Raw genomic sequence first — 21,608 nt, 5'->3', positions numbered from 1 at the left:
CTATCCTGCTGCGAGTTCCCGAATCGAAACCCGGCCCGCATGGGGCCGGGCTTTCCGTTCCGACGTTCTGGTCAGTCCCGGCAGGGCTCAGCTCGGAGTCCAGGGCTCGTAATCGCCGGTGGCCGGCACGCGCTGGCCGCCGGCCAGCACATGGCCGGGCGGGCGGTAGGCCTGGACCGAACCCGACATGTTGGGCAGATGTTCCTTCTGCCACGGCTTGTGGAAGGCGCTCGACCCCTCCGGCAGCGGATCCTTGGTGGTGTGGTGCAGCCACCCGTGCCATTCCGGCGGGATCTTGGAGGCGTCGGGCTCACCGGCATAGAGGACCCAGCGGCGCTCGCGCGTGCCGGGCTGGGTATCCTTGCTGCGGTAATAGACGTTGCCGAAGCGGTCGCTGCCGACCTTGGCGCCCCGACGCCACGTGACGTAACGGATGTGGATGTTCGCCAGTTTGGTGAACAGGGAGATCGGCTCGCTCATCGTCGCTCACGAATTCCGGAGTCTGGCCCCGTGGAGACGGGGCTGGTCGAATGCGGGCCGCACTATGACACCGCGAGGGACGCGCGTCCACCGTTGGTGAGGCCCAAGCTGCTCCACAGGGTGGAAAGAGGCGCCTATTGCAGCCGGGTGGCGGCGATCTTGGCCGCGTCCACCGGCGTGGCGGTGCAGCCGCCCAGCGTCGGGCCGACCGGAAGCTCGCCGAAGGCGGCCAGCGCGCCCTCCGCCTTCAGGCGGCCGACGAATCCGGGTTCCACCCCGCGGGCCACCCAGGCGAATCCGAGCCAGGTGGAGCGCACCGGTTCACCCCCCGCCCGCACCATCGCCGCCATGGCGTCGGCGTCGTTGGTGCCGGGGGAGAAGACCGCCAGCATCATGCCGCCGGTGGAATCGGGCAGAGCGGCGCGTTGCAGCGACAGCCCCATCAGCCCGCCCCAGACCAGCAGGATGCCGCCCAGCAGCGCCGCGGCAAGGCCATGGCCGATGGGAAGTGCTGGCGGGGAGGGTGCGGGGCTCTCGCTCATGACCGTCGATCTTATGCCTTCGCCTCGGCGGCCGCCAGAGACGGTGCGGGCTTCTCGGCGATCGGCCAATGGACGATGGTCGCGAACATGGCCAGCGCCACGCCCAGCCACCACACGACGTCGTAGGATCCCGTCCTTTCGTACAGCACGCCGCCCAGCCAGACGCCAAGGAAGCCGCCTACCTGATGGCTGAAGAAGGCGAAGCCGTAGAGCGTGCCCATGTAACGGGTGCCGAACATCAGCGCGACGAGGCCGGAGGTCGGCGGCACGGTGGACAGCCACAGCAGGCCCATCACCGCGGCATAGACGATCACCGTCACCGACGAGATCGGCAACAGGACGAAGACCGCCGTCGCGATGCCGCGCGAGAAATAGTTGGCGCACAGCAGGTAGCGCTTGCTGACCTTGCCGGCCAGAACCCCCGACGCGTAGGAGCCTATGACGTTGAACAGGCCGATCAGCGCCAGCGCCCAGGCGGCCAGCGTCGGGCTGATGCCGGCGGCGGTCAAATAGGGCGGCAGGTGGGTGGTGATGAAGGCCAGCTGGAAACCGCAAACGAAGAATCCGGCAACCAGCAGCACATAGCTGCGGTGCTGGAAGGCTTGGCGCACCGCGGCGATGTAGCCGATGTTGGCGCCGGTCACCGCCGGGGTGCCGCTCGCCGTCATGCCCTTCGGGCCGGGGAAGACGCTGGCCAGCAGCGGCACCGCGATCATCGAGGCGGCCAGCAGCAACAGGGCGGTCTGCCAGCCGAAGCCGGCGATGAAGGCCTGGCCCATCGGCGCGAACAGGAACTGGCCCATCGATCCGGCTGCGGTGGCGATACCGACCGACCAGCTGCGCTGTTCCGGCGGCAGCAGCCGCGTGAAGCCGGCGATGATGATGCCGAAGGAGGCGCCGGACAGCCCCAGCCCGATTAGCACGCCGGCCGTCAGGTACAGCTCGACGCTGGTGGTGGCATAGGGCATCAGCGCAAGCCCGGCCGCATAGAGCAGCCCGCCGCCCGCCAGCACCGGGGCCGGGCCGTAGCGGTCGGTCAGCGCCCCGGCGAAGGGGCCGCCGGCCCCCCACAGGATGTTCTGGATCGCCATCGCCAGCGCGAAGACGTCGCGGCCCCAGCCGCGGGTTTCCGAAAGCGGCCCGATGAACAGACCCATGCTGGATCGCGGTCCGAAGGCCAGCATCGAGATCAGACAGCCGCAGATCACGACGAGTGCGGGCGTCCTCCAGGAGGGTGCCGGGGTGGGGGAGACGGTGGCCAAGGCATCCTCCGGGCTGGGGCCGGCGGGCAATGACCCGGCGTGCCCCCGTTGCGCGACAAACTGTGCGGCAACGATAGGAGGTGCTCAACAATCCGGCAAATTCATAATCGGCAGGCTGGTCATTCCATCCTGACATACGGGACCGTGTGGCCCGGCAGGGGGCGACGCCGGCGGACGCCGCCCCGCTCCGCTCACAAGGCGGCGCGAAAGATCGCCTCGATCTCCTCCTGCGTGGCCTGACGTGGGTTGGTGAGGCCACAGGCGTCGCGCAGCGCGTTGGCCGCCAGGGTCGGAATGTCTTCCTCCTTGACACCCAGTGCGCTCAGGCCGGCCGGGATGCCAACCTGGGCCGACAGAGCCCGGATCCCCTCGACGCAGGCGGCTGCACCGTCGGCCGGGCTCAGGCCGGCGACATCCAGGCCCATGGCGGCGGCCACGTCAGTCAGCCGTTCCGCCGCCACGCCGCTGTTGTAGGTCTGGACATGCGGCAGCAGCACCGCGTTGCAGACTCCGTGTGGCAGATCGTAGAAGCCGCCCAACTGATGAGCCATGGCATGGACATAACCGAGCGAGGCGTTGTTGAAGGCCATGCCGGCCAGGAACTGGGCGTAGGCCATCTGTTCGCGGGCATGCAGGTTGCCGCCTTCCGCGACCGCTGTCGGCAGGTTGGCCGCAATCAGCGAAACTGCCTTCAGCGCACAGGAATCGGTAATCGGCGTCGCGGCGATCGAGACATAGGCCTCGACCGCATGGGTCAGGGCATCCATGCCGGTGGCGGCGGTCAGGCCCGGCGGCTTGCCCAGCATCATGGTCGGGTCGTTGACCGAGATCACCGGCGTCACGTGGCGATCCACTATGGCCATCTTGATATGGCGCTTCTCGTCGGTGATGATGCAGAAGCGCGTCATTTCGCTGGCGGTGCCGGCGGTGGTGTTGACCGCGATCAGCGGCAGCTGCGGCTTGGCCGAGCGGTCGATCCCTTCATAGTCGGCAATGCTGCCGCCGTTGGCAGCGCACAGGGCGATGGCCTTTGCGCAGTCATGGGGCGACCCGCCGCCCAGGGAGATCACGCAGTCGCAGCCATTGTCGCGCAGCATGGCCAGCCCGGCTTCGACGTTGCCGACGGTTGGGTTGGGCTGAACCCCCTCGAACACGACGGTGGCAATTGATTTCTCGGCGAGCGAGGCCGACAGCTTCGCCGCGACGCCCAGCCGGGCGAGAGGCGCGTCGGTGACGATCAGGGCCTTTTTGTAGCCATAGCCCGCCATCATGTCGATCGCGCTTGCGACGCAGCCGGCGCCCATCAGATTGACGGACGGGATGAAGAATGTGCTTTGGGCCATCGGGGTTCCTCCGGAGGATGATCTTGGTCCCTGAACCCTCTCCCGCTTCCCGTCCCTGCGTTCAGGCAGGCGTATTGTAAAGCTGACGATCGGAAAGCGCCCGCAGTCTGCCCTGTCGGGTGGCCTGACGCCATGCGACATGTCGTACACAAACGGTGCCGTATGGTGGTGGCCGTAAGGCTAGCATGCCGGGCGGCTGTCGCGGTAACCTCGGATCGCTGCGTTCCGCCAGCGGCATCAGACCCCGCTGCATTAGACCAAGCGGTATCAGACAGGGAACCCGCCATGACCGTCCAGGGGACCACCCCGCCCGACCGCTCCAGCCGCGAATATCCCGACCGTCCATGGGTCGGTGTCGGGGCCGTCGTCTGGCGCGGGGACAAGGTCCTGCTGATTAGGCGGGGCAAGGCGCCGCGGATGGGGCAGTGGAGCCTGCCGGGTGGGGCGCAGTCGGTCGGTGAGACCGTGTTCGAAACCGCGGTGCGCGAGGTGCGCGAGGAGACCGGGCTGGAGGTGGTTCCGACCGGGATCGTCACCGTGGTCGACGCCATAACCCCCGATGCCAAGGGGCGCGTCCATTACCACTACACGCTGGTGGAAGTGGCGGCGGAAAGCGCGGAGGGCGAGCCGCTCTGTGCCGATGATGCGCTGGAAGCCTGCTGGGCCACCGCCGATGAGGCAGGCGAATTGACGGAGTGGGACGAGACCCGGCGGGTCATCCTGCTGTCTGCGACCCAGCGGCAGACCCGGACCCCATAGGCCGCAGGGCGCCGATGATGCTCCGTTCGGCGAGAAAGTCGGCGACCCCGTCGGCGGTCAGCGGACGAGACAGCCAGTAGCCCTGTAGGACGTCGCAGCGGTAGGCTTGCAGGTAGAGCCGCTGTTCCTGGGTTTCCACGCCTTCTGCCACCACGCCGAGGTCCAGCGCATGGGCCAGACCGACCACCGCCTGCACGATGGCGGCGGCGTCGCGGTCCTCCACCATCGCCTGGACGAATTGCTTGTCGATCTTCAGCGCCTCCACCGGCACCCGGCGCAGGGTCGCCAGCGATGACCAGCCGGTGCCGAAATCGTCGAGCACCAGCCTGATCCCGGCACCGCGCAGTTGCACCAATGCCTCACGCGCTTCGGCGGTCTGGCTGAACATGCTGGTTTCCGTCAGCTCCAGCTTCAGGTTCGCGGCGGGCAGGCCGGTCTCCGTCAGGATTCCCAGCACCTTCAGCACCAATCCCGGATCGTCGAGCTGCCGTGCCGACAGGTTGACCGATACCGGAATGTCGGGATAGCCGGCCCGCAGCCAGCCGGCCGCCGCGGTGCAGGCCGTCCGCAGGGTCCAATCCCCCAGCAGATGGATAGCTTCCCCCTGTTCGGCCATCGGCACGAAGACATCGGGTGGCAGCATGGTGCCGTCGGACAGGCGCCAACGCGACAGAGCCTCGAACCCGGTCAGGCGGTTGGTGACGACGTCGGCCTGGGGCTGGAAGACGAGGGACAGTTCCTGCCGATCGATGGCGTCTCGCACCCGCTCGGCGAATCCGGCGTCGGATACCGCCTGCGCACCCGGCCCGCCCGTAGGCCCAATCAAGGGTCCGTTCGACGTCGCGTGCGTGTTCGCCACCGTCCGCTCCCTTTCGACAACCATTCCCAGATCAGCAACCGCCCCCTCGGGCTCCTTGCCATAACAATCACAGGAAGGGTTTGTTAACCATGTCGCGAAAGAGCTTGACGAATTTTATATGGTTACGAAAGAGTTAACGTTGCTGCGCCGGTGACAAGAAAAGGTCGAAGCTGCGACTGCGCAGCTCTCCCATCGGACGTGATCGGTTACGCCCGCGCTGTTCCCCGTTTGAGACGGCTGGGCAGCAGTTCCCCCGATTGATCGAGCACGGGATAGGCGGCGGCGACCAGATGGGCGTTGATCCGGCGCAGGTCGCGCAGGATGTCGAGGTGAAGAGCGCTGGTCTCCACGCTTTCCTTGCGTCCGGCGCGCAGGCGGGCGAAATGCGCTTCGGTGGCGCTGGTCTCCAGATCGCGGATCACCTCCTTCTCCTGGATCAGCGCGCGGGCGGAGCGGACGTCGCGTGACACGAAAACGGCGGCGGCCAGCCGTTGGGTCTCGCTCAGGCGCTCCAGCATGCCGGCGATCTCGGCGGCTCCTTCGGTGGAGAAGCGCAGCTTGCGCCGGATCTTCTTCGAGGCCGCGTCCATCAGATTGCAATCGACGATGTCGCCGACATGCTCAAGATTGATGGTGAAGGTCAGCACGTCCGACATCCGGCTGGCGTCGCCTTCATCCAGATCCTCGACATTGATCTGGGTGAGGTAGCGTTTGATCGCCTCGTGCAGCCGGTCCAGCACATCGTCCATCCGCCGGATCTCCTGCACCCGCTTGCGGTCGTCGGTCTGGATCACGTCCAAGGCGCCGCGCAGCATGCTGTCCACCGTGTCGGCCATGCGCAGAGCCTCGCGCGCCGCGTTGGCGATGGCGAGGTGGGGGACGCGGAGCGCGCTGCGGTCGAGATAGAGCGGCATCGCCGGATCGGCGACCGCCACCCGTTCCGGGAACATCCGGGTCAGCGCCCGCGCGAACCAGGGCAGCGGGCCGATGAACAGCCCGGCCATCGCCAGATTGAAGGCGAGGTGGAAATTGGCTGCCAGCCGCGTGGCGTCCGGCGACACCCCCTGCAATCCGGCGGTGATCGGTCCCAGCAGCGGGACGACGATCAGGCAGCCGACGAGGCGGTTGATCAGGTTGCCGACCGGCAGCCGCCGCGCCGCCGGGTTGCGGCCGTCGCCGCCCGGCCCCTCGATCACCGGGTTGACGGCGCTGCCCAGATTGGCCCCGGCGACCATGGCGATTGCCGCGTCCGGCCCGATCACCCCGCCGCCGGCCAGCGAGGCGATCAGCAGGATGGCGGCGACACTGGAATGGGCGGCCCAGGACAGCAATGCCGCCAGCACCACCGCCACCACCGGGTCGGCGGTCAGCATCGCCAGCATCCGCCGCAGCATCGGCGCAGTCTCCGCCGGGGCGATGGTCGCCAACAGCAGGTGCAGCGACAGCAGCATCAGGCCCAGCCCGATGGCGACCCGGCCCAGGTCGCGGCTGCGTGTCCGCGCCCCGCGGCGGAAGGCGATGAAGCCGCCCAGCAGCAGGACCGGCGCCACATGGGCGACATCGAAGGCGAGGATCTGGACGATCAGGGTGGAGCCGACATTGGCCCCCAGCATCACCGCCAGCGCCGGCATCAGCGACACCAGCCCGGTGGCGGTGAAGCCGGTCACCATCAGGCCGGTGGCGGTGCTGCTTTGCAGCAGCATGGTGATGCCCATGCCGGACAGGAAGGCGGTCCAGCGGTTGCGCAGCCCGGCCCCCAGGATGCGGCGCAGGTCGCCGCCCAAGGCACGGGTGAGCCCACTCTGCACCATGTGCAGCCCCCACAGGAGCAGCACGACGTTCCCGGCCAGTTCCAGCAGAACCCGTGTCGCCTGCATCGCACCCCCTCTGTCGGATCGGAGGTGCGGTCAGGCGGCACCCCTAACTGAAGGATGGGGCGCGCGGATTGTTACGACAATATGACAGTCGGGTGACGGCGGAGGTGGAGTGGGGGCGACAGCCCCGCCCCGCCCCCGTCAGACCCCGAGGTTTTAAACGTTGAAGCGGAAGTGGAAGATGTCGCCGTCCTGGACGACGTATTCCTTGCCTTCCTGGCGCATCTTGCCGGCGTCCTTCGCCCCCTGCTCGCCACCCAGCGTGACGAAGCTGGTGTAGTCGATGGTCTCGGCGCGGATGAAGCCGCGCTCGAAGTCGGTATGGATGACGCCGGCCGCCTCCGGGGCCTTGGCGTTGCGGCGCACGGTCCAGGCCCGCGTCTCCTTCGGGCCGACGGTGAAGAAGGTGATCAGGTCCAGCAGCTTGAAGCCGGCACGGATCAGCTTGTTCAGGCCGGTTTCCTCCAGCCCCATCGATTCCAGGAACTCGGCCTTCTCCGCCGGGTCGGACAGCTGGGCGACCTCGGACTCGATGGCGGCGGAAATCACCACGACCTCGGCGTTCTCGGCCTTGGCCTTCTCGGCGACCTTGGCGGAGAAGGCGTTGCCGGTGGCGGCGGCCGCCTCTTCGACGTTGCAGACATAGAGCACCGGCTTGTCGGTCAGCAGCATGAACTGCTTGAACACCGGCTTCTCTTCGTCCGACAGCTCGACCACGCGGGCCGGCTTGCCGTCCTGCAGCACCTTCAGGGCGCGCTCCATCAGGTCGGCCTTGATCTTGCTGTCCTTGTCGCCGCCCTTGGCCTTCTTCTGGAGGCTGGTCAGCTGGCGTTCCAGGCTTTCCATGTCGGCGAGCATCAGCTCGGTCTCGACCACCTCGGCGTCGCGCAGCGGATCGACGTTGCCCTCGACATGGGTGATGTCGTCGTCCTCGAAGCAGCGCAGCACATGGACGATGGCGTCGACCTCGCGGATGTTGGCGAGGAACTGGTTGCCCAGCCCTTCCCCCTTCGACGCGCCGCGGATCAGGCCGGCGATGTCCACGAACTCCAGCTGGGTCGGGACGACCTTCTGCGACTTGGCGATCTCCGCCAGCTTATCCTGCCGCGGGTCGGGCACGCCGACGCGGCCGACGTTCGGCTCCTTGGTGCAGAAGGGAAAATTCGCCGCCTCGGCCGCCTGGGTGGCGGTCAGCGCGTTGAACAGGGTCGACTTGCCGACGTTCGGCAGGCCGACGATGCCGCAATTGAAGCCCATGGGTGGGTGCTCGCCGTCGGAAATGCTGGAATTGAGCCGCTTTATCCTACGATGGGGGACAAAGCGCAAACGCGAAGTGGGGGAGGGCGGAATCGGGCAGGGGCTACTTGCCCTGCGTCGCCACCGTCACCTTGTTCATGAACAGCTCCGGCTGGCCATCCACGATCAGCGGCAGATTGTCGGAGACGGCGTCGAGCAGCGGGTCGATCCAGCTTTGGTCGGCCTTGGCGAAGTCGTGCAGGACGTAGCCGCTGACCAGATCCTTGTTGCCGGGATGGCCGATGCCGAGCCGGACGCGCCAGTAGTCCTTGCCGATATGCGCGTCGATGGAGCGCAGGCCGTTGTGGCCGCCATGGCCGCCGCCCTTCTTCACCCGGATCTTGCCGGGGGGCAGGTCCAGCTCATCATGGATGACGACGACGTTCTCGGGCTTCAGCTTGAAGAACTGCAGGGCCGCCACCACCGACTGGCCGGACAGGTTCATGAAGGTGGCGGGCTCCAGCGCCAGAACCTTGTCGCCGGCGACGGTGCCCTCGGCGGTCTGGCCCTGGAAACGCTTCTTCCATGGGGTGAAGCGGTGGCGCTGGGCGATGGTCTCCACCGCCATGAAGCCGATGTTGTGGCGGTTGCGGGCATACTCGTTGCCGGGGTTGCCCAGTCCGACCAGAAGCAGCATGTCCCTCAACCCCTTTTGGAAAACGGACTCCACAAACGAAGCGGGGGGCCGAAGCCCCCCACCGTAACCATCTTCAAAGGTCGAGCGCTCCTTATCAGGAAGCGGCGCCCTCTTCCGACTTCAGGCCCGACGGCGCAACGATGGTCGCGATGGTGAAATCGCGGTCGGTGATCGTCGAGGTCACACCCTCCGGCAGCTTGACGGCGGAGATGTGGATCGAGTCGCCGACATCGAAGCCTTCGCACGAGATGGTGATGTGCTCGGGGATGTTGTCGGCCGGGCAGCTCAGCTCCAGCTCGTGACGGACGATGTTCAGCACACCGCCGCGCTTCAGGCCGGCCGACTTCTCCTGATCGGCGAACTCGACCGGAACCTGCACGTTGATGCGGGTGTCGGACGAAACGCGCAGGAAGTCGACATGCAGCGGGATGTCGGTCACCGGATGGAACTGCACGTCGCGCGGCAGGACGCGATGGGCGGTGCCGTCGACGGTGACGTCGAACAGGTGCGTGAAGAAGCCCGGCTGATGCAGGACGCGGGTGAACTCGAACTTCTCGAGCGAAATGGTGACAGGAGCCTGCTTACCACCGTAGATGACGGCCGGAATACGGCCGTCACGGCGGGTCTGGCGGGCGGTCCCCTTGCCGGCCCGTTCGCGCGTCTGAGCGCCGAGCGGAATGATCTTGGTCATGACGATGCTCCAAAACGAAAAGGGCGCCGGCCTCCAGGGGTGCCGACGCGTGCGCGGCGTGCATACGGCAATCCGGCCGGCGCGTCAAGGTCCGCGGCGGATGGAACATTTGAAACACCGCGCCGCGCTCTGTTCAGTGTTCCATCCGTACACCGCCCCTTCCGTCCCCGTCAGTGTGCCACGGCAGGGTGAAACGGGTGGGTTTATCGTCAAGAAGACTGGAGGTGATGCGACAGGGCGATCGACCGTACCGCCGGATCGGTTTCCAGTCCGACGAGGTCGGCCGCAGCGATCTCCGCGGTGACGATGCCGGGCGCGATCGCCCTTCCGTAGGACAGGCAATCGGGTGGCGGGGCGTTGGCATGCAGGCGGACGATCACCGCGACGCGCCGGGCATCGTCCAGCGGCTCCGCCAGCATCGACGGGGAGGGCGTTTCCAGCTTCCTGAGAGAGGCGAGGTCAATCGGCATGCCGGCCATCCATACGGCGGGGGCGGAGGGGAGCTGTCGTCCGCCATGGATCGATGATGATCCCCACCCTCCGTCAAGGCAAGAAAGCGGCGATCGCGACGTGGCGGTTCAGTCTTTCGTCTGGCCTTGGGACTGGGCGTCATCCTGGCCCTGGGCCGCGTACCAGTCGTCGAAGTCCGGATTGTGGGCCGGATCACCGTCCATCGCCTCCAGGATGGCGGCGGCCGACGCCCGGCCGTGACCATGCTGCGGGTGCCAGTCCGTTCCCTCGGGCGGGGTGCGGCGGACCATGCGCAGCAGGCGCTCGCGCAGCATCGCCGTGTCCATCGGCAGCCCCTTGCGGACCGACCGGGCATAGATCAGCGCGATCAGGCCGGTCACCGCCGGGGCGGCCATGCTGGTGCCGTACTTCTCGATCACGCCGGTTTCCGTGCGCGACCATGCCGCCTTGACCCGGTGCCCGGGGGCGGAGAGATCCGGCTTCAGCCGGCCGTCGCGGGTCGGGCCGGCGCTGGAGAAGAAGGAAATGGGCGTGTCGGCGGAATGTGCGTCGTGGGATCCGACGATGATCGTCGCATGGCCGGTGGAAATCGACCCCAGCATGTGCGAGGCGACCGGCTGAGTGAACTGCGCCTGACCGGCGTCGAACCGCTCGATCCAGGCATGGTAATCGACGGGGCCGTCATCCAGGGACCGCAGCCGGATGGTCCATTCCCCCTTCGGCGCTCCCATGGCGATCCAGATGCCGATCACGTTGTCGTGGTTGTTGGGGTCGCCCAGCCGGTTGACGATGAAGACCGCCGGCGGCTTGCCCGGAAGCCCGTAGGGCAACGATTCGTTCGGGCCGACCGGGCCGATCTCGGTGCCGTCGGGGGCGACCAGCGCCACCGACAGGCGGCGCCGGCCGGGATACCACAGCTCCACCTCGCCGCCGGCGGGGGTTGTCTCGAAGCCAGGGGTGGTCAGCGTGGTGATCCGCCAGCCGATGGAACAGTCGCCGCTGGCCGGCACGGTGCCGCTGGTGTGGGTTCCGCTCTGCTGGGAATTGCCGGCGGCGATCACCACGGCGCGGTAGGGGGCGGCGTTCACCATGGCGTCCAGCCCCTGTTCCACCAGGGAGCTGCCGTCATGCGGGCCGCCGTTGGTGCCGAGGCTGAGATTGACCACGCAAGGGCGGTTGCCGGCGGCGGTGAAGATGAAGTTGACCGCCTCCAGCAGCTGGACGGTGCTGCCCAGCGTGTGGTTCAGCTGGTCGGGCGAGTTGACGGGTGTGGGAAGCTTGGCGTCGACGAAGATCAGCGAGGCTTTCGGCGCCACGCCGGGCTGCTTCGAGCCCAGGCCGTTCCCGGCCGCGATGTCCATCACATGGGTGCCGTGGGTGCCCCAGCTTTCCGCCGGCTTGGTAGGGTCGTCCTTCGCGGGCGCGTAGCCGAGCGCCTGATAGGGATCGTCGGTGGCCAGTGCCGCGTCGATCTGCGGGGCGGTGTACATGGCGCCGTACGGGGCCGGCGAGTTGGGCTGGCCGGACTGGTCCCACAGGGCCAGCAGACGCGTGCGCCCGTCGGTCTCCCGGAGGTTCCGGTGCCTGTAGTCGCAGCCGAAATCGACGATGCCGACGATGACGCCCTCGCCATCCCGGTGCGCATGCTGGACCCAGGGCGGCAGCAGGCCGGGCACCGGGGGATCGGGCAGCCCCGGCACCGCGGCGGTGCCCAGCCCCATCTCGGAAATGGTGGCGTTCAGTGCGGAATGGGTCGGTTGCGCCGCCTTCAGGCTGAGCACCACGTCATGGGCGTGCACCGCCTCCACCTGATCGGCATGCAGGCGGCCGGTGACGATCCAGGACCCGTCGGCGGCCTTGCCGATGGTGTTGGCCGATGCCACGCCCGGCAGGACCGCCCAGTCGTCCGGCGAGGTTACGCGGGCGATGACCGGCACCTCCTCGACGGCCGCCGGTGCCGTGTCCTCGCTCTGCATCGCGGAGCGGGCATGACTGTGCGCATGACCACGGACGTGGGAGTCGCGATTCAGGATCCGCAGTTGGAGCCGGTGATCCATCGGCCTCCCAGGTCCGCCCGGCAGTCCCCGCGCGGCGGAAAGATCGGCGGAATCGACCGGGGCCAAGCCCATATGGTGGGTGTGCAGGGGGGACTGTGGCGCCATGGGGGGAGCCTCCGAAAGCGGGAACCGACCCTCGGACGGCACTCCTCCCGGCCGAGCGGCAAGGCATTCTACGAAAAGGCGCAGAGCTCGCCGCACCGCATGTGGAGGAATGGTATCCGCGGGCGATGTATATTTTTACGGAAGATAAGGTTCGGTTTGCAACCCGTCCTCGTGCCCGGTGTCCGGTCCAGCCTCACAACCCGGTCGGGGTCGGGCGGGTGTCGGCGGTTCGGGTAATGCCCTGGTCGATCAGCGGCTGGAGCGCCGGGGCGAGGCTCTTCAGCAGCTGGGCGGGCAGGGCGCTGGTGAAGCGGTAATTGTCGGCCTCCGGCCCATGGACGAAGGCGGTCATCGTGCCGAAGAAACGGTCGCCGATATAGAAGACGAAGGTGGCGGTGCGGTTGACCGCCTTCGAGTCGATCAGCACGCCGCCGGGACCCCAACGGTCGAGGCGATGGTCTCCCGTACCGGTCTTACCGCCCATGGGGATCGCGGCACCCGACGGATCCTTGAAGGAGCCCCAGACCCGCTTGGCGGTGCCGTTCTGCGCCACGTCCATCAGGGCCCGGCGCAGAACGGCGCAGACCTCCGGCCGCAGCACCCGCTCGCCCTTCATCGGCCCCAGCCCCAGCTTCGCCTCGTAGGGCGTGCCGGCGGCGAAATGCAGCGAGCGGATCTTCACCGTCGGCTGCCTGACCCCGTCGTTCAGGATCAGCCCCATCAACTCCGCCAGCGCCGCCGGGCGGTCGGCCGAGCTGCCGATGGCGGTCGCCAGCGACGGAACGAGCGTGTCGAACGGATAGCCGACGCTGCGCCACTGGGCGGTGATGCGCTGGAACGCCTCTTCCTCCAGGGCGATGCGGATGCGGGTGTTCTGGGCGGCCATGCCCTTCTTGAACAGCCAGCGATAGCTTTCCTGGCGTTCGTCGGCGCTGGCGGCCAGCACCTCGGCCCGCTTCGCGTCGGGATGCTGCTGGAGATAGGCGACCAGCCACAGCTCCAGCGGATGGACGCGGGCGAGATAGCCGAGGTCGTTCAGCGGGAAGCGGTCCGGGCCGTACTTCGTATAGAGCGCCGAAAGTTCGTTGTCCGACAGCGCCACCCCAGGCAGCCGGCCGCGCAGGAAGGCGGAGAAGTCGGCCAGCCCGGCCTTCGGCCGCACCGTGCGGAAGATCACCGCCAGCCGGTGCGGCACCGGGCGCGAGCGGGTCGCCAGCCGGGCCAGCGCCTCGTCCGGCGAGCGCTTGCGGTAGTCGTTGTAGAAGCGGTTGAGGAAGTCCGACCCTTCGCGGTCGGCGAAGCGGGCGAGATAGGCCTGCCGGGCGGGATGGTCGGCGGTGCGCAGGATGTCAGCGCCGTCGTCCGCCCCCTCATCCATGTAGAACTGGACGACATCGCGCATCAGCCGGATGAAAGGCAGGTTGACGCTGTTCCGCAGCGCCTCCTGTACGGTCATGATGCGGCCGTTGTCGTCCTTGTTGAAGTTGACGAAGGCGTGCTGGCCGCCGCCGGTGAAGAACACTTCGCCCGGGTTGGCGGAATAGCGCCGCTCCATCGCCGCATCGAGCATCGCCTGCAGCCGGCGGTCGGAGGCCGAGGCCAGCCAGGAGGTCGCCCAGCGGGTCAGATTGTCCGAGGCCTCGTCCTCGACATCGCCCAGCAACTCCTTCGGCAGATGGGCGTAGCGGCTGTGCAGTTCGGCGACGATCTCCAGATAGGTCGTCAATGTGCGCAGCTTGGCGGTGGAGCCGAGATCGAGCTTCGCCCCGTCGTTGATATCCAGCGGCTGGTCGAGATTGTCGGCCTGGACCCGCAGGTAATTGGCCTCGGGGCCGCGCTCGTACAGCGTGATCGAATAGACCAGCTTCGACAGGTCGTTGTTGCGGGCGTCGAGCAGCCGTTCGCCGGTCAGCCCGAGCGAGCGGGCATAGTCGGGGTCGTTCAGCTTGCCAAGCACTTCGACCACGCGGGCCTGGGTTTCGGCATCCAGGGTCGATTGTGCCGTCAGGTCGATGCGGTCGAGGGCGTAGAGGTTGGAAACGCCGAGCATGCCGAGCAACCGGGCGCGGATGGCATTGGTCGCCTTCTGTTCGACATAGGAGGTGGCGGGGCTGGTCGGTGCCTCCTCGCGGAAGACCAGCGGGGTGGCGAGTGCCGCGTCGCGCAATGCCGGGTCGATCACGCCGGCCTGGGCCAGGGCGCGCAGATGGGCGTCGGCCAGCCGGTCCAGCGCGGCGCGGTCCTGGATCAGGTAATGGGAGGGCCGTCGCTGGGCCAGAAGCAGGGCCAGCACCTGCTTGTAGGCCAGGGCCTTCAATTGCAGGGCGCGGGGATCGGTCATGCCCTCGGGCGCCGGTTCGGCCAGCACGCGCTTGGCGATCGACAGGTCGGTGCCGAACCAGGCCCACAGCCCGTCGCCCAGCCCGTTCACCTCGCCGAAGCCCGAGCGCGCGGTCAGCGGGGTGGAGTTCAGGTAATCGACCAGGATGCGGCGGCGGGCCTGGGTGGTGTCCTCGCCCCCGCTGTAGGCGCGGACGCTGGCCGACGCCATCTGGCGCAGCTTCTCCACCCCGCCGGTGGTCTGGCCATCGGGCGAATGGCGGTATTTCTCGATCTGGGTCGCGAGCGTCGATCCACCGGGGGAGCGCTGGCCCGGCCGGATCATCTGCAAGGGCAGCATGGCGACGGCGGCACCGAAGCGGTCCCATTCCACCGCCGGGTTGCGGCGCGGCTGGTCGGCGTCCAGCAGCTCGCGGTTCTCAATGAACAGCAGCGTGTCGGCCACCAGCTTCGGCACGTCGTCGAAGCCGTCGAACACCCGTTCGGGATAGCGCGCCGAATACATCACGGCGCCGTTGCGGTCGAGCAGGGTCAGCCCGGCCTGCGTCTTCTCGTGATAGATCGGAAAGCCGCCGCCGGCCATGAAACGATCGAGCATCGGCGACAGCACCGCCTGCTGTTCGATCGCATAGACGTCATGGGTCAGCGCGTCGAGCTGGCCGGGCAGGGCGGTGTAGCCGAGCCGTTCATTGTACGGCCCATGCTTGGGATAGCGCGCCTGCGGGTTGGGGCCTTCGCGCAAGGAGACGATCATCGACTGGCCGACGCCGGCCAGCAGCCGGGCCTGGAGACGCGAGGTCCGCATCTCCTGCCAGCCGGCATAGCCGGCGGCGGCGAGCGTGATGGACAGCGTCGCCGCGATCGCGACCCGCACTGTCCAACGCCCGACCTGCACCCACCGCTTGGCCATCTCGGATGCGCACCCCCTGCCGCCCGACCCACACGGTCGGTGTAGGCCGGAACGATAGGCGAATTATGGTTAACGGGGGTTTAAGGTGGTGCCTCTCACCCCTCCAGCAGCGCCTTTGTCCGCGCCGCCAGTTCGGCCAGCGGAACCTCGACCTGCTCGCCCTTGACCAGATGCTTCAGGGTCGCGGTGCCGCGGGTCTTCTCGTCGGAGCCCATCAGCAGGACGACGGGGATGCCGGCGCGGTCGGCATATTTCATCTGCTTGGTGATCTTGCCGCCGTCCAGCTGGATTTCCGTGTTGATGCCGGCGGCGCGCAGCTCGCTGGCCATGCGGAAATAATCGGCGGACAGGGCCGGGTCCATCTGCGTCACCAGCACCTGGGCGGTGGGGGTGGCGTCCTTGATGATGCCGGCCTCCATCAGCTGGTAGAACAGGCGGGTGGCACCGATGGAGATGCCGACGCCGGGCAGCTTCGACTTGGTGTAGTGGCTGGCGAGATTCTCGTAGCGCCCGCCGGAGCAGACCGAACCGATGCCGGGATGATCGTTCAGGAAGGTCTCGTAGACGGTGCCGGTGTAGTAGTCGAGGCCGCGCGCGATGGCGAGGTTGATGCGCACCGTCCCGTCCGGCACCTGGAAGGCCTTCAGCCCCTCGACGACGGTGGTCAGCTCGCCGACGCCCTCGCGGAAGGTGGCGTTCTCGATGTCGAGCGCGCCGAGGGCCGCCAGAGTCTCGGCGTTGCTGCCCTTCATGTCGATCAGCGACAGGATGGTGTCGGCGGCGTGCTCTGTCACGCCGAGGCCGAGCAGGCTCGCGCGCACCTTGTCCTGGCCGATCTTGTCCAGCTTGTCGATCTCGCGCAGCACCAGCACGCGGGTGTCGGCGTCGGCGACGCCCAGGCCGTCGAGCAGGCCCAGCAGGATCTTGCGGTTGTTCACGTTGATGGTGAAGCCGCCGAAGTTCAGCTCGGTGAAGACATGGTGGATGACCGCCGGAATCTCGGCGTCGTAATGGGCGGACAGGCTGTCCTTGCCGATCACGTCGATGTCGCACTGGTAGAATTCGCGGAAGCGCCCGCGCTGCGCCCGCTCGCCGCGGTAGACTCGCTGGATCTGGTAGCGGCGGAAGGGGAAGGCGAGGTCGCGCTCATGCTCCGCCACATAGCGGGCGAGCGGCACCGTCAGGTCGAAGCGGAGCGCCAGCTCCGGCTTGTTGCCCTGCTGGATGGCGCCGGTCGACTGGACGAAATAGACCTGCTTCTCCGTCTCGCCGCCCGACTTGGTCAGAAGCGTGTCGACCGTCTCGAACACCGGGGTTTCGACGGGGACGAAGCCGAACCGCTCGTAACCGCGGCGGATGGTGTCCAGCATGCGCTGGAAGGCCACCTGCTGGCGCGGCAGCAGCTCCATCGTTCCGGGCGGGGTGCGGGGCGTGATCAGGCTCATCGGAGAAGGTCCGCGCTTGGATAGGAAAAGCGTGGGTTTTCTAGCCCCTTTCGCCGGCCCCGTCACCTCCGCCCAAAAAGGCCGGGGGAAATTTTTCAGTCGGGGCGAAAATTTTTTGGAAGGGCGTGGAATGAAGCTCCGCCGGCCACGTTTATCTAAGCACGATCCCGCAGCGAGGATCGCTCATCAAAATGGAGAACACAAATGTCCGGCACCGTCTTTGGGTCGCGTATCCGTTCGTCCGTTTCGACCTTTGCGTTTGTCGCCCTGATGGCGACGGCTCCCGTGCTGAGCGCGGGTGCGGCGACGGTCGCTCCGGCCGTTCCGGCCACGTCGGCCCCCGCCGCGACGACCGACTCCACCGCGACGGCCCCGAAACTCGACCAGAAGGTCGATCAGAAGGCCGTCACCAAGAGCGAGGCTCCCAAAACCGAAGCCACCAAGCACGAGACCCCCAAGGCGGACGCCGGCAAGGTCGATGCCGGCAAGACCAAGCATGAGCAGGTCGCAGCCACCCCGAAGGTCGAGGTGACCAAGACCCAGGCCGACGCCGTCGCCAAGGAACTGGGCGCCAAGCCGTCCGAACAGCTGTCCGCGCAGCTCGGCAAGTACCACGAGCAGATGCTGGCCGCCCATGCGCTGAAGGACACGGCCGCCCGCGACAAGGCGGTGGCCGAGGCCCGGCAGCAGCTCGCCGGCATCGGCGGCAAGCCGGTGACCGCCGAGCAGGCCGCGAAGATCGACGGCATCCTCGGCCTGAAGACCTCGACCACCATCCAGTAAGGTTGCTGGCCGCTGCACCTTCCCGTCCGCCAACGCCGGCCGGCGGACGGGAAGGTGCGGCGTCCCGGTCCTGTTGAGAAGCGGCGGCGATGGCGATAGAACGTCGTCCAAGCCAACCGCCCCTCGACAGCAGCGCCGGGACCCGATCCATGCCGAACGAACGCCTTGTCATCCGCCGTCCCGACGACTGGCATGTCCATCTGCGCGACGGCGCCATGCTGAAGGCGGTTCTGCCCTTCACCGCCCGCCAGTTCGGTCGCGCCATCGTGATGCCGAACCTGAAGCCGCCGGTGGCGACGGCCGCCGACGCCGTGGCCTATCGCGAGCGCATCCTCGCGGCCTTGCCGGACGGCGTCGCCTTCACCCCGCTGATGACCGCCTATCTGACCGACGGCACCGACGCCGCCGATCTGGCCCAGGGCTTCGAGGACGGCGTGTTCGCCGCCGCCAAGCTCTATCCCGCCAACGCCACCACCAACAGCGCCCATGGCGTCACCGACATCGCCCGCATCGCCCCGGTGCTGGAGCGCATGGCGGAGATCGGCATGCCGCTGCTGATCCATGGCGAGGTGACCGACCAGTCGGTCGACATCTTCGACCGCGAGGCCGTGTTCATCGACAGCATCCTGGCCCCGCTGCTGGAGCGTCACCCGAGCCTGCGCGTCGTGCTGGAGCATGTGACGACGGCCGACGCCGTGCAGTTCGTGCGGGCCCATGCCGCCAGCGGCCGGATCGGCGCCACCATCACCGCGCATCATCTGCTGATCAACCGCAGCCACATCTTCCAGGGCGGCATACGCCCGCACCTCTATTGCCTGCCGATCGCCAAGCGCGAAACCCACCGGGTGGCGCTGGTCGAGGCGGCGATCTCCGGCGAGGGGCCGTTCTTCCTCGGCACCGACACAGCGCCGCACACGGTCACGGCGAAAGAGTCGGCCTGCGGCTGCGCCGGCTGCTTCACCGCCGCCAACGCGCTGGAACTCTATGCTGAAGCCTTCGACGAGGCCGGCGCGCTCGACAGGCTGGAGGCCTTCGCCAGCCTGAACGGCCCGCGCTTCTACAACCTGCCGGTCAGCGAGGAGCGCGTGGCGTTGGAGCGCCGCCCGTCGGTCGCCCCCGACCTGATCCTGGTCAGCGAGGGCGATGCCGTCCTGCCCTTCCGCAGCGGCGAGACTCTGCGCTGGAGCTTTGCCGGGGCGGTGTGACGGTCGGCTGGCGAATCCCCGGCGGGCAGCTCGCTCGACCGCCGGGTTTTCATGCGGTCAGGTCGTGTGCCCGACCTATCAGAATCCGGATTTCCATCAGATCTTTGCGCAGTTCATCAACCGACGGTGGCAGCGGGATCCGTCCGCCCGGTGCAGGGTAGCGATTGCGGGTTGCGGCCGGAGATAGGCGGTCGAACTCCATCAGCGCATCTCGCCACGGATGGTCGACAGTAAGGGCGGCTGCCATCTGGCCCAGATTGTGGCTGGTGCCGAAGGCGATGTTCTCATACGCCAGAATGGCGCGGGCCACCTTCTCCACAGATTGTTGAAGCTGGTAAGCGGCCTGTCGCGGAAAAGCTTCTATCAACTGTTCGGCTGCACCGGCCTCTTCCTCGGCCAAGGTCAAGAGGGCGGCTATCCGGCGGTTCATTGTTGGCCGCCTGTCGGCTGGCGATAGAGTTGCCGGCCTTGTGCCGCCACATAGGGCAGTGTGCCGGGGATATCCCGTTCCGCTTCATAATCGCCGAGTAGGCAGGGCACCACGTCGCAGCCGATCCCAAGGCCGCGGACGGGAGCATAGGCCGCATCGTAATCCAGCGCCGCCTCGCCCCTGTTGTCAGGGAAAATCACCAGCAGGTCAAAATCGCTGTCGGACGTGGCTGAACCGGTGGCACGGGAACCGAACAGGCGGATTTCCAGCGGCGCCAGCGCCCGGACCAACCGGTCGCACAGCAGCGTGAGGGCGCTCGCCTCGTTTGGCAGATTTCCGCAATTGGTTCGCCGTGGCGTTTGCCGTCTCGTCCCTGCCGAAATATTGAACACCGCCATGCACCCGTCTCCGAGCCGTCCCAACAGTATGGTCCTCGCTGCCGCCTAAAACAAACTCCCCTGCACCGGAACCACCCGTGGCTTGCGTGGTGCGACCTTCTTCTCCGGCTTGGTGTCGGTCGACGGCTCGTTCGTTGAATCTACCTTTGTGCCACCATCGATCGTAGCTGCAACTTTGGCGTCATCGGCGAAGACGATGGTGACCGCCAGACCCGGCGTCGTCTGATCGGCGCGGGTCACCGGGCGGCCGTCGCGGTCCTCGATCAGAGCGAAGCCGCGGGCCAGCACGCCCTTGTAGCTGTAGCTCTCCAGCAACTGCCCGAGCGAGGCCAGCGTTGCCGCCTTGTCGGCAACGCCCTTGGCATAGCTGCGGTCGAGGCGCGGCGTCAGGTCGGCGATGCGGCGTTCTCCATCCGCCAGCTTCACCCGCGCCGGGGTCAGCGACAGCCGGCCGGCGACACGCTCGAACCGCCCGCCGGCAGTGGTCACCGCATGGCGCAGGCCTGAGTCGAGGGCGCGGCTCTCAGAGGCCAGCTTCTGTTCCGCCTGGGCCAGCTTCTCGCGCGGGTGGCGCAGCTTGGCGGACAGCTCGCCGACGCGGGTGCGGCGTCGTTCCAGCAGGGCCGAGGCGGCAAGGTTCAGCCGCTCCGCCCGGTCGTCCAGACGCTGGGCTTGGCCCTCCAGCAGGGCGCGGGGATCGCCCAGGCCGCGGGCAAGCCCCTCCACCCGGTTGCGGCGGTCCTCCACCGCGCGCAAGGCGCAGGCGACGAGGCGGCGCTCGTCGTCGAGGATCTGGGCCAGCAGTTCGCCGCGCACCGGCACCGCCATCTCGGCGGCTGCCGTCGGGGTGGGGGCCCGCAGGTCGGAGGCAAAGTCGATCAGGGTGGTGTCGGTCTCGTGCCCGACGGCGGAGATGAGCGGAATGGCGCTGCTTGCTGCGGCACGGACGACATTCTCCTCGTTGAAGGCCATCAGGTCTTCCAGCGAGCCGCCGCCGCGCGCCACGATGATGAGATCGGGCCGGGGAACGCGACCGCCGGGCTGGATGCGGTTGAAGCCCTCGATGGCCGCCGTCACCTCGGCCGCCGCACGCTCGCCCTGCACCGCGACCGGCCACAGCAGGACATGGCGGGGGAAGCGGTCGTTCAGCCGGTGCAGGATGTCGCGGATGACCGCCCCGGTGGGGGAGGTGACGACGCCGATCACGTCGGGCAGGAAGGGGATGCGCGTCTTGCGGGCGGGGTCGAACAGCCCCTCCGCCGCCAGCCGCCGCTTGCGCTCCTCCAGCATCTTCAGGAGGGCGCCTTCGCCGGCCAGCTCCATCGACTCGACGATCAGCTGGTACTGCGAGCGGCCGGGATAGGTCGTCATCCGGCCGGTGACGATGACCTCCAGGCCCTCCTCCGGCCGGACGGCCAGCTTGGCCATGGTGCCGCGCCAGCACACCGCCTCGATCACCGCGCTGTCGTCCTTGAGACGCATGTAGCAGTGGCCGGAGCTGTGCTTCTTCGGCTGGCTGATCTCGCCGCGGACGCGGACGAAGCCGAATTCCTCCTCGATGCTGCGCTTCAGCCGGCGGGCGAGATCGCCGACCGTGAATTCCGGAAGGTTGGAGCCGGGGCGCGGTTCCGGGGCGATCAGGGGTGCGTTTTCGGACGTCATGGCGCTCTTGAGTTGGGGCGCCGCCATGATACAAGGCGCGCAGAACGCAACAAGGCGGA

Annotated in this window: 19 protein-coding genes; 3 read left to right on the top strand and 16 right to left on the bottom strand. The window is 67.7% G+C overall.

Annotated features, from left to right (window positions below; genetic code table 11):
* Window positions 1–87: 87 nt before the first annotated feature.
* The 4 genes from E6C72_RS00205 to yiaY form a co-directional block, all read right to left on the bottom strand.
* A complete protein-coding gene (locus E6C72_RS00205; RefSeq protein ID WP_109086194.1) occupies window positions 88–480 on the bottom strand; it encodes an NADH:ubiquinone oxidoreductase subunit NDUFA12 in 393 nt (130 codons plus the stop codon).
* 134 nt (window positions 481–614) lie between these two features.
* Window positions 615–1,022, bottom strand: coding sequence for a hypothetical protein (locus E6C72_RS00200; protein WP_109086193.1), 408 nt, complete (start codon window positions 1,020–1,022; stop codon window positions 615–617).
* Between the two features lie 11 nt (window positions 1,023–1,033).
* A complete protein-coding gene (locus E6C72_RS00195) occupies window positions 1,034–2,284 on the bottom strand; it encodes an MFS transporter (protein ID WP_109086192.1) in 1,251 nt (416 codons plus the stop codon).
* A gap of 191 nt (window positions 2,285–2,475) precedes the next feature.
* Window positions 2,476–3,627, bottom strand: a complete 1,152-nt coding sequence (gene yiaY, locus E6C72_RS00190; protein ID WP_109086191.1) for an L-threonine dehydrogenase — start codon at window positions 3,625–3,627, stop codon at window positions 2,476–2,478.
* 285 nt (window positions 3,628–3,912) lie between these two features.
* Between yiaY and E6C72_RS00185 the strand changes: the two genes are divergently transcribed.
* The gene (locus E6C72_RS00185) at window positions 3,913–4,386 is read left to right on the top strand and encodes an NUDIX hydrolase (RefSeq protein WP_109086190.1); all 474 of its coding nucleotides are present in this window, start codon (window positions 3,913–3,915) and stop codon (window positions 4,384–4,386) included.
* Here the strand turns inward: E6C72_RS00185 and E6C72_RS00180 are convergent.
* The 9 genes from E6C72_RS00180 to hisS all read right to left on the bottom strand — a co-directional run bounded on the left by E6C72_RS00180 (window position 4,343) and on the right by hisS (window position 17,071).
* Window positions 4,343–5,212 (bottom strand): bifunctional diguanylate cyclase/phosphodiesterase, encoded by an 870-nt coding sequence (locus E6C72_RS00180; protein WP_247875747.1) that lies wholly within the window; start codon window positions 5,210–5,212, stop codon window positions 4,343–4,345. The genes E6C72_RS00185 and E6C72_RS00180 overlap by 44 nt on opposite strands.
* Window positions 5,213–5,451: 239 nt before the next feature.
* Window positions 5,452–7,122 carry a Na/Pi cotransporter family protein gene (locus tag E6C72_RS00175; RefSeq protein WP_109086188.1) on the bottom strand — a complete coding sequence of 557 codons (1,671 nt, stop codon included), beginning with the start codon at window positions 7,120–7,122 and terminating at the stop codon, window positions 5,452–5,454.
* Window positions 7,123–7,275: 153 nt separating this feature from the next.
* Window positions 7,276–8,376, bottom strand: a complete 1,101-nt coding sequence (ychF, locus tag E6C72_RS00170; protein ID WP_109086187.1) for a redox-regulated ATPase YchF — start codon at window positions 8,374–8,376, stop codon at window positions 7,276–7,278.
* Between the two features lie 103 nt (window positions 8,377–8,479).
* Complete coding sequence (gene pth, locus E6C72_RS00165) at window positions 8,480–9,052, bottom strand: aminoacyl-tRNA hydrolase (RefSeq protein WP_109086186.1); 573 nt, start codon at window positions 9,050–9,052, stop codon at window positions 8,480–8,482.
* A gap of 94 nt (window positions 9,053–9,146) precedes the next feature.
* Window positions 9,147–9,743 (bottom strand): 50S ribosomal protein L25/general stress protein Ctc, encoded by a 597-nt coding sequence (locus E6C72_RS00160; protein WP_109086185.1) that lies wholly within the window; start codon window positions 9,741–9,743, stop codon window positions 9,147–9,149.
* A 209-nt stretch (window positions 9,744–9,952) separates the two neighbouring features.
* On the bottom strand, window positions 9,953–10,213 hold the full coding sequence (locus E6C72_RS00155) for a hypothetical protein (protein WP_136700618.1): 261 nt from the start codon (window positions 10,211–10,213) through the stop codon (window positions 9,953–9,955).
* A gap of 108 nt (window positions 10,214–10,321) precedes the next feature.
* A complete protein-coding gene (locus E6C72_RS00150) occupies window positions 10,322–12,376 on the bottom strand; it encodes a S8 family peptidase (protein WP_109086183.1) in 2,055 nt (684 codons plus the stop codon).
* A 193-nt stretch (window positions 12,377–12,569) separates the two neighbouring features.
* Complete coding sequence (locus E6C72_RS00145) at window positions 12,570–15,626, bottom strand: transglycosylase domain-containing protein (RefSeq protein WP_109086182.1); 3,057 nt, start codon at window positions 15,624–15,626, stop codon at window positions 12,570–12,572.
* 95 nt (window positions 15,627–15,721) lie between these two features.
* A complete protein-coding gene (hisS, locus tag E6C72_RS00140) occupies window positions 15,722–17,071 on the bottom strand; it encodes a histidine--tRNA ligase (protein WP_109086181.1) in 1,350 nt (449 codons plus the stop codon).
* A gap of 204 nt (window positions 17,072–17,275) precedes the next feature.
* On the opposite strand from hisS, the gene E6C72_RS00135 reads away from it, so the two are divergent.
* On the top strand, window positions 17,276–17,854 hold the full coding sequence (locus E6C72_RS00135; protein WP_109086180.1) for a hypothetical protein: 579 nt from the start codon (window positions 17,276–17,278) through the stop codon (window positions 17,852–17,854).
* A 149-nt stretch (window positions 17,855–18,003) separates the two neighbouring features.
* The gene (gene pyrC / locus E6C72_RS00130) at window positions 18,004–19,059 is read left to right on the top strand and encodes a dihydroorotase (RefSeq protein WP_109086179.1); all 1,056 of its coding nucleotides are present in this window, start codon (window positions 18,004–18,006) and stop codon (window positions 19,057–19,059) included.
* 49 nt (window positions 19,060–19,108) lie between these two features.
* Here the strand turns inward: pyrC and E6C72_RS00125 are convergent, their stop codons facing one another.
* Genes E6C72_RS00125 through xseA form a run of 3 tightly spaced genes read right to left on the bottom strand, consistent with a single transcriptional unit; the run spans window position 19,109 to window position 21,549 of the window.
* Window positions 19,109–19,465 carry a HEPN domain-containing protein gene (locus E6C72_RS00125; RefSeq protein ID WP_158280172.1) on the bottom strand — a complete coding sequence of 119 codons (357 nt, stop codon included), beginning with the start codon at window positions 19,463–19,465 and terminating at the stop codon, window positions 19,109–19,111.
* Between the two features lie 20 nt (window positions 19,466–19,485).
* On the bottom strand, window positions 19,486–19,887 hold the full coding sequence (locus tag E6C72_RS00120) for a nucleotidyltransferase domain-containing protein (RefSeq protein ID WP_109086177.1): 402 nt from the start codon (window positions 19,885–19,887) through the stop codon (window positions 19,486–19,488).
* 45 nt (window positions 19,888–19,932) lie between these two features.
* Complete coding sequence (xseA, locus tag E6C72_RS00115) at window positions 19,933–21,549, bottom strand: exodeoxyribonuclease VII large subunit (protein WP_109086176.1); 1,617 nt, start codon at window positions 21,547–21,549, stop codon at window positions 19,933–19,935.
* Between the last annotated feature and the right edge of the window lie 59 nt (window positions 21,550–21,608).

It is taken from the genome of Azospirillum sp. TSH100, from assembly GCF_004923295.1.
Taxonomy (GTDB): Bacteria; Pseudomonadota; Alphaproteobacteria; order Azospirillales; family Azospirillaceae; genus Azospirillum.
This window is presented reverse-complemented; position numbering and strand designations above follow the sequence as displayed.

Coding starts and splice junctions, on each gene's coding strand:
- xseA (WP_109086176.1), bottom strand. CDS start 21,549: ATGACGTCCGAAAACGCACCCCTGATCGCCCCGGAACCGCGCCCCGGC.
- E6C72_RS00155 (WP_136700618.1), bottom strand. CDS start 10,213: ATGCCGATTGACCTCGCCTCTCTCAGGAAGCTGGAAACGCCCTCCCCG.
- E6C72_RS00120 (WP_109086177.1), bottom strand. CDS start 19,887: ATGGCGGTGTTCAATATTTCGGCAGGGACGAGACGGCAAACGCCACGG.
- E6C72_RS00200 (WP_109086193.1), bottom strand. CDS start 1,022: ATGAGCGAGAGCCCCGCACCCTCCCCGCCAGCACTTCCCATCGGCCAT.
- yiaY (WP_109086191.1), bottom strand. CDS start 3,627: ATGGCCCAAAGCACATTCTTCATCCCGTCCGTCAATCTGATGGGCGCC.
- E6C72_RS00205 (WP_109086194.1), bottom strand. CDS start 480: ATGAGCGAGCCGATCTCCCTGTTCACCAAACTGGCGAACATCCACATC.
- pth (WP_109086186.1), bottom strand. CDS start 9,052: ATGCTGCTTCTGGTCGGACTGGGCAACCCCGGCAACGAGTATGCCCGC.
- E6C72_RS00185 (WP_109086190.1), top strand. CDS start 3,913: ATGACCGTCCAGGGGACCACCCCGCCCGACCGCTCCAGCCGCGAATAT.
- pyrC (WP_109086179.1), top strand. CDS start 18,004: ATGCCGAACGAACGCCTTGTCATCCGCCGTCCCGACGACTGGCATGTC.
- hisS (WP_109086181.1), bottom strand. CDS start 17,071: ATGAGCCTGATCACGCCCCGCACCCCGCCCGGAACGATGGAGCTGCTG.
- E6C72_RS00150 (WP_109086183.1), bottom strand. CDS start 12,376: ATGGCGCCACAGTCCCCCCTGCACACCCACCATATGGGCTTGGCCCCG.
- ychF (WP_109086187.1), bottom strand. CDS start 8,376: ATGGGCTTCAATTGCGGCATCGTCGGCCTGCCGAACGTCGGCAAGTCG.
- E6C72_RS00175 (WP_109086188.1), bottom strand. CDS start 7,122: ATGCAGGCGACACGGGTTCTGCTGGAACTGGCCGGGAACGTCGTGCTG.
- E6C72_RS00160 (WP_109086185.1), bottom strand. CDS start 9,743: ATGACCAAGATCATTCCGCTCGGCGCTCAGACGCGCGAACGGGCCGGC.
- E6C72_RS00145 (WP_109086182.1), bottom strand. CDS start 15,626: ATGGCCAAGCGGTGGGTGCAGGTCGGGCGTTGGACAGTGCGGGTCGCG.
- E6C72_RS00135 (WP_109086180.1), top strand. CDS start 17,276: ATGTCCGGCACCGTCTTTGGGTCGCGTATCCGTTCGTCCGTTTCGACC.